The organism is Moorena sp. SIO3H5 (assembly GCF_010692395.1).
In the GTDB taxonomy this organism is placed as follows: Bacteria; Cyanobacteriota; Cyanobacteriia; order Cyanobacteriales; family Coleofasciculaceae; genus Moorena.
In genome coordinates, this window is the sequence record NZ_JAAHHS010000417.1 from 1 (window position 1) to 6,448 (window position 6,448).

At 45.1% G+C, this 6,448-nt stretch carries 6 protein-coding genes; 1 reads left to right on the forward strand and 5 read right to left on the reverse strand.

Features of this window, described 5'->3' with window-relative positions; genetic code table 11:
• Positions 1–45: 45 nt before the first annotated feature.
• Entirely contained in the window at positions 46–516 is a 471-nt protein-coding gene (locus tag F6K52_RS29945; RefSeq protein ID WP_293087381.1) for a polysaccharide biosynthesis/export family protein, read from the reverse strand.
• A 932-nt stretch (positions 517–1,448) separates the two neighbouring features.
• On the opposite strand from F6K52_RS29945, the gene F6K52_RS29950 reads away from it, so the two are divergent.
• Positions 1,449–2,414 (forward strand): GDP-mannose 4,6-dehydratase, encoded by a 966-nt coding sequence (locus F6K52_RS29950; protein WP_293087383.1) that lies wholly within the window; start codon positions 1,449–1,451, stop codon positions 2,412–2,414.
• A gap of 142 nt (positions 2,415–2,556) precedes the next feature.
• Here the strand turns inward: F6K52_RS29950 and F6K52_RS29955 are convergent, their stop codons facing one another.
• From F6K52_RS29955 to F6K52_RS29970, 4 genes are all read right to left on the reverse strand, one after another.
• Complete coding sequence (locus F6K52_RS29955) at positions 2,557–4,041, reverse strand: peptidoglycan DD-metalloendopeptidase family protein (RefSeq protein ID WP_293087385.1); 1,485 nt, start codon at positions 4,039–4,041, stop codon at positions 2,557–2,559.
• Positions 4,042–4,481: 440 nt separating this feature from the next.
• Positions 4,482–5,312 (reverse strand): biotin--[acetyl-CoA-carboxylase] ligase, encoded by an 831-nt coding sequence (locus tag F6K52_RS29960; RefSeq protein WP_293087387.1) that lies wholly within the window; start codon positions 5,310–5,312, stop codon positions 4,482–4,484.
• Between the two features lie 29 nt (positions 5,313–5,341).
• Positions 5,342–6,058 (reverse strand): hypothetical protein, encoded by a 717-nt coding sequence (locus F6K52_RS29965; RefSeq protein WP_293087389.1) that lies wholly within the window; start codon positions 6,056–6,058, stop codon positions 5,342–5,344.
• Positions 6,059–6,292: 234 nt separating this feature from the next.
• Positions 6,293–6,448: FAD-dependent oxidoreductase (locus F6K52_RS29970; RefSeq protein ID WP_293087391.1), on the reverse strand; the 156-nt coding region annotated here is incomplete at its 5' end.

The window sequence follows — 6,448 nt, forward strand, 5'->3', positions numbered from 1 at the left end:
GGGAAGCTCGCGAGGCTTTTGAGGCAGGCTATCTTCAAAGTCAGCTCAGACGAGTTCGCTAGCTTGATCGAGGGTTTTGCCTCTTACAAATACACTACCAATCAAGGGTAAGTTAAGGGAACCGTTCACCAATACTTGATACTGACCACTGTATTCATCAACATCAAAGATATTCATGTTAAGAACATCTCCAGCATCAAGGGTATAAGCTCTGTCTGGTGGTAAAGAGTTCCGCACAGGTGGTGTGGCGGCTGATACGGTGTTACCCTGATTTACCTCAACGAAGTCAGCAATGGATGGTGGAGCTGGTACCTCCCTCGGGGATGGTGAAGCTGGTACCTCGATTGATGGAATTTGAGCTAGGGTAGGTATAGGTAGGGTAATAGCGGAAACCAGCAGTAAGCTTATACCCACAACTGGTCTAGTCAATCGTGGTTTTACACTACTGTGATTCTTAGCAATTTCGCTTAATATATCAAGGGGTCTGGTTTTTCCTGGGTTAACTGTATTGATCATAAACATATTGACTCTTGCTAGATAAAGACACAATAAATTGTTCAGAAAATCCGGAATATGTTGTCACTCAAGCCACGTCACGACTTTGTTTAGGGTTGTTTAGGGTTCATTGTCTTGATGCAGTCGCTCATGGGGGGAACCCCCAAGACCGCGCTGCATCGCTGACGCTTATCTTGGCCTGTCATTTGTAATTGGTAATTGGTTATTAGTTGTAGAGGGACATTGTTAAAAAGCCGTTATCGGTTTGTTCTACTTAGAGGATACTCGTAGCTGGAAAGTTCCCCATCTGACCAACTGCTGCTATAAGGAATTAGTCATAGTTAATTATTAATACCCACATAATAGCACTGACGCCAATCTGTTACCCTTTGTCAACTCTAAGTCAGCAGGTTATACTTGACTAGTAGCTTGCCATTCATCAAGGCAGAAGGGGGTCTTATTTTTTTTTTGTGACGATTTAAAATAGAACTAAAGTTATTTAATAATACAATAGACATCGTCGCCGTTGTCTTACACAGGGAAAAGGGAATAGTAATTGGCGAAAACTGTATTCTCAAAAAAAAACTTTTTAAATAAGAGTTATCATCAAAGATAATTCTAAGTTATACTCTAAGTTATGGTTCGATTTACCTAGAATTGATTTAATCAGCTTCATCCTATCTATGCTTTAGACTTGCATCGGGTTTAAAGCTTGCCGAACTTAACGTTAATGTTTCATTCACGTTCTAATTATTTAGACTATCCATAAATAAATTATAATTAGCAATACCTTAACGACAATCTAGGATAATTAACTGAATTTCAATGACTGTCTTTGAGGTCTATAAATTTGCATTATTCTTCTTTATTTATTGTACACATCGATTCGTGATATCTAACATGGATAGTTAATCGTAACATGACATGAATCGTTTATTTCCTGAGAAAAGTTAATGAAAAAGGCACTGGTTTGTGGAGTATCTGGTCAGGATGGAGCCTATTTAGCAAAGTTGCTTTTAGACAAAGGCTATACTGTCTGTGGCACGTCACGGGATGCTCAAATGTCCTCCTTTAGGAACTTGGTGTATTTGGGTATCCGAGACCAAATTAAGTTGGAATCAATGACACTCACGGATTTTCGTAGTGTATTGCAAGTGCTAACAAAATTCCAACCCTATGAAGTTTATAACTTAGCGGGGCAAAGCTCAGTGGGGTTGTCTTTTGGACAACCGGTAGAAACCCTAGAAAGCATAGCGACTGGCACAATTAATTTATTAGAGGCAATTCGCTTTACTGGTGCTCCCATTAAACTCTATAACGCTGGTTCTAGTGAGTGCTTTGGGGATACTGGAGAACAAGCCGCTGATGAACAGACTCCCTTTCGTCCCAGAAGTCCCTATGGTGTTGCTAAAGCAGCAGCGTTTTGGGAAGTAGCTAATTACCGTGAAGCCTATGGCTTATTTGCCTGCTCTGGTATTTTATTTAATCATGAGTCTCCCCTACGACCAGAACGATTTGTGACCCAAAAAATAGTCAGTGCTGCTTGTCGGATTGCTAACGGTAGTAAAGAGAAGCTTCGTTTGGGGAATATGGCAATTAAGCGTGACTGGGGTTGGGCTCCTGAATATGTTGAAGGAATGTATTTAATGCTACAGCAAGACCAGCCAGATGATTATGTAATAGCGACAGGGGAGAGTTATAAATTAGAAGATTTCGTGGCAACGGCGTTTGCTACAGTTGACTTGGACTGGCAAGACCATGTGGTGACCGATAGCAAATTATTCCGACCAACTGATTTGGCTTTAGGGAAATCTAACCCAGCTAAAGCAAGGGATAAGTTACGCTGGCAAGCCCAATACAAAATGCCGGATGTGGTGCGAATGATGGTCGAAGCTCGGTTGGAGAGTTTGCCTAAGTAAAAGCTTGCACGGTTGGATGCAAAGGTTAAAGGGTAAAGGGTAAAAGGGTAAAAGGGACTGGGGACTGAGACGGTGATATAACTGGTGCTGCTGATATAACTCTGTCCCCATCACCCCATCACCCCATCACCCCATCACTGGCCTAAAATCCTCGTAGGGAAAAGGAGGTATTTTTGGCTACCTGTAGGGATTGGACTAGTTGACCTAAAGAATACTTCAAATGGGAGCCAGCATCTACTGCTACCCAGCCTTGGGGAGTGGCATGCCGCCATTCAAAGTGTAGGTGGGGACCAGTAGAATTACCGGTGCTGCCAACGCGGCCAATTACAGTTCCTTTTTGTACCCATTCCCCAGGTTGGACGAAGATTTCTGATAGGTGAGCGTAGCGGCTTTCTTGGGTACCTTCCTCATGGCGCACCATAACGGTCAAACCGTAGCCACCTAAGAAGTCAGCTGTTACTACTTCACCATCAGCAGCAGCAACAACTGGAGTACCTAGGGGTGCTGCTATATCTGTACCAGCGTGGAAACGGCGATTACCGGAAATCGGATGAATCCGCCAGCCGAATAGGGAGCTAATGGCAGAAGGAATGGTTACGGGGAACACAAAGCTGGATTGCCTGAAATTGGCCAATCCTGAGGGTCGTTGGGTGAGATTGTAGTAGGCTAAGGCTGTAGGAAGTTTACGGACAGACCGATTCCGCCGAGCAACGCTAATCCCACGAGGAACCCATTTAGCTGGACGACTCTTGACAGGTTTCACCCGATTAAATCTGGCCGGTTGAACTGAATTAAATCGGACTGGTCGAACGGGATTATATCTAGCAGTTTGAGTACTAATTACTCGTGGTCTGGGTAATTGAGTTACTCTACCGTTCCTTCTACTTCCAGAGATAGCAATTGGTTGACGCCTCGGGACAATACCACAATTCCCCCTGAGTTGGCCATTTCTGGCTACAGTCCGACAACCCCTTGACCTTTCAGTTAAAACAACTGCCGAGGGGGGAGTGTACCGTTTAGTGGCACCAACATTGTAGTTTGTGCGGTCAATATAGCTATTTTTAGCAGCCGCTTTTGGAACACTAGCCTGTAATGCTACTGGATTGAGCTTGACTTTCGGTGGCTTGGCTACAGTGGCTTTAGCTGGTACAGAGAATTGGGTTCTACGCTGTACTGGTTTGACTGCGATCGCTTTTGTCGGGACAGATTTCCTAGCTGGTGGAGCAATTGGTTTCCTGACCTGGATTGGCACCGAGGGAGCTACTGATTTCCGGGCAACTTTTGGTGCTGGTGGGGCAATTGGTTTAGTGAGCTTAGTTGCTGATACTGGTTTTGACGCAGCTTTTGCTGGGGCTGGTTTTGCCACTGGCACAGCTGTCACCGGAAAGGAAGTTGGGGGTGTAGGTTTAGGCAAAGCAGCAATAAGAGTTGGATCAAATCCTGCTTCCGTTATAGATTTGGTAGTCGTGTTTACTGATACAGCTTCTATGGGTGACTGAGTTTTTGCCACAACCATACCGCTGCTGAGGACACCAATACTACTCATCACACTCAGTCCATGGATGAGTTTTGGACATCGGTAGAAAATGCTATACAGGGTGCTACCAGGGGAGTTTTCTTTGGTCATTTACGACTCACTAAATAATTACTACACAGTTATACTCGCTCGGCTCAGCCATCAGCCATAATTGCGGCGTTGCGTCAGTCTTCGAATGAATAGGACTAGAGTGGGCATCCTGCCCGCCGGGAAACTGTAACAGGCAAGATGCCTGTGTCTTGATGCAGTCGCTCATGGGGGAAACCACGGCAGTCGCTCATGGGGGGGACCCCCAAGACCGCGCTGCCTCCCCAAGACCGCGCTGCATCGCTTCCACCAATATGCCCATTCCACAGGTGGGACCCAAGGCCGCGAGGGATTGCTCGCGCCCTTGGAAAGCCCACCTAATCTTAAAATCATTCCATTATTAAGCAACGCCATAATTGCTATTTTGTTGATCAGTTGATTAACCTTGATTGCTGTTTGTTAATGGTTAACCTTTAAGATTTGACCCTTAACCCTAAGAGTTATCAACAACTACGATAGCCAAGACTGATTGTACCGGGCTTGAGCAAAATTTCTTTTGGGGTCGGAGTATCGTGTAGATGCACTCGTAGTTCGCCCCTAGGGGTTACCCCTGTTATGATGCCTGGATTTCCTTCTACCATGACCTGGCTTCCTTGATAATTGAATAGCGCTAGATATCGTGGTAGCAAACTATTCATTCCTTCCTCTGACCAGAGTTGATATCCGGACAGTAGTCCTTGTAAAACAATGGCAGCCAGCATTTCTATAGATGTCACAGTGGGAGAGGGCTGGGGTTCCCAAAATGAGCGCAAATTTATGCCAGATTCCGGCACCTCATTGCTCCAGTTGATTCCGACACCCACGACTGCTTTGGTAATTTGACCCTGTTGGACACGGGTTTGTGTTAGAATACCTCCGAGTTTGCGTCCCTTAAGTAGTAGGTCATTGGGCCACTTCACAGACACTGGTATGGCGTAAGCTCTCAAAGCTGTAGCAATTCCCCAAGCACTACACATGGTTAGCTGGGCGCTGTCCAATGCCTGTAACTTGGGAGCTAAAGCTAATGATAAGTAGAGTCCACCTTTTGGAGATTGCCATTGTCGTCCCCACTGTCCCCGCCCTGCTGTCTGTTGACCAGCAATAACCATGGTGGGAACTGTTGCAGTTTGGTTGAGCAATTCCCAAAGGGTTTGGTTGGTGGATGGGAGAGTGTCAAAGATTTGTAGGGGAATTGGTGGGAATTCCCCCATGCCTAGGGAGTTGAGGGGCAACTTTTCCCTTACTGCTTCCAGAGCAATTTCAAACGCTTGTTGATTAAATGAGCTTTCATGCATTTAAATGATAAGCTCACTTACATGAGTATTTAGGGTGAAGGACATTTATCTCGGCAATAGACTTCTAGGGATTTAATTGTCGCTGAGTCGCGATAGTTCTGGGTTTGGTTATATTCTTTCAATGGTGAAGCATAAAGGCCAGAAAACTGATTATTAGTATCATTGACGTTTACTCCGATGCGGAAGGCTATATCTTCTGATAGGTTGGAAAAATTGACGTATTCCCTCGACTCACTGGCATAGTTAAAGGACAAGGTAGCGTCACCGTAAGCTTGCTCAGCTAGTTTGATGGGTGTGCCAGGGCCAACACCTTTGCTGGTGCGATAGTTAGGATTTGTGGTGAATAACGCTTCCATTACGGTTGAATTACCCATAGGTGTTCCCATCGGGTAAAGAATATAGTATTGGGGTTGTCCTGATTGGACAACTGCGATCGCATCGAAACCGACAATAAACGGTGACTTGACCTCAAATTTTGCTTTATCCCCTAGGGATTGTTTTAGCTGTCCCAAAGTCATTCCCAACTTAGCCGGTCCAATTCCTTTACCAGAGATAGTAAAAGCATCTGATGCCGGAGCAGACAGTTTGGCTGTGGGCTTTGAACTGCCAGATTTAGATGTGTCCTCTAAATTAGGCGGGGTTGGCATCGGTTGGGGACTCGTTGTTGTATTAGGTGGTGGAGTAGACGACTCGCCACAGCTCATCAGCACCATCAGCAAACTCGTGATTAACCATCGAGATTTCATCAAAAACTCACGGCTGGATACTCCCCTGACACCCCATTGGGGTTAAACGTGAGAGGTTGCGCCGCGCCTCCTACAAAGATCAGTTCATGAACATTTAACCTATATATTTTAATTGATCGGTGTTTTTTGACGATTGACGGTTAACTGTGAAATGTCAAGATTAACTCTCAACAAAAACATGCTTGTGCGCTCTTACCATTAAGAATTAAATTCGCGTGATTGTCGCACCTATAACTATTTTCCTGACTCAATTACTTCTTTCAGAATTAGTTGTGCTGTAGCCGGAGCGAGGAGTACACCATTGCGATAATGACCTGTTGCTAGCCAAACATTATTGTAGCCAGGCAGTTGATCAATGACAGGGGCAGGTCGTCCAGAAGGACGACCTGA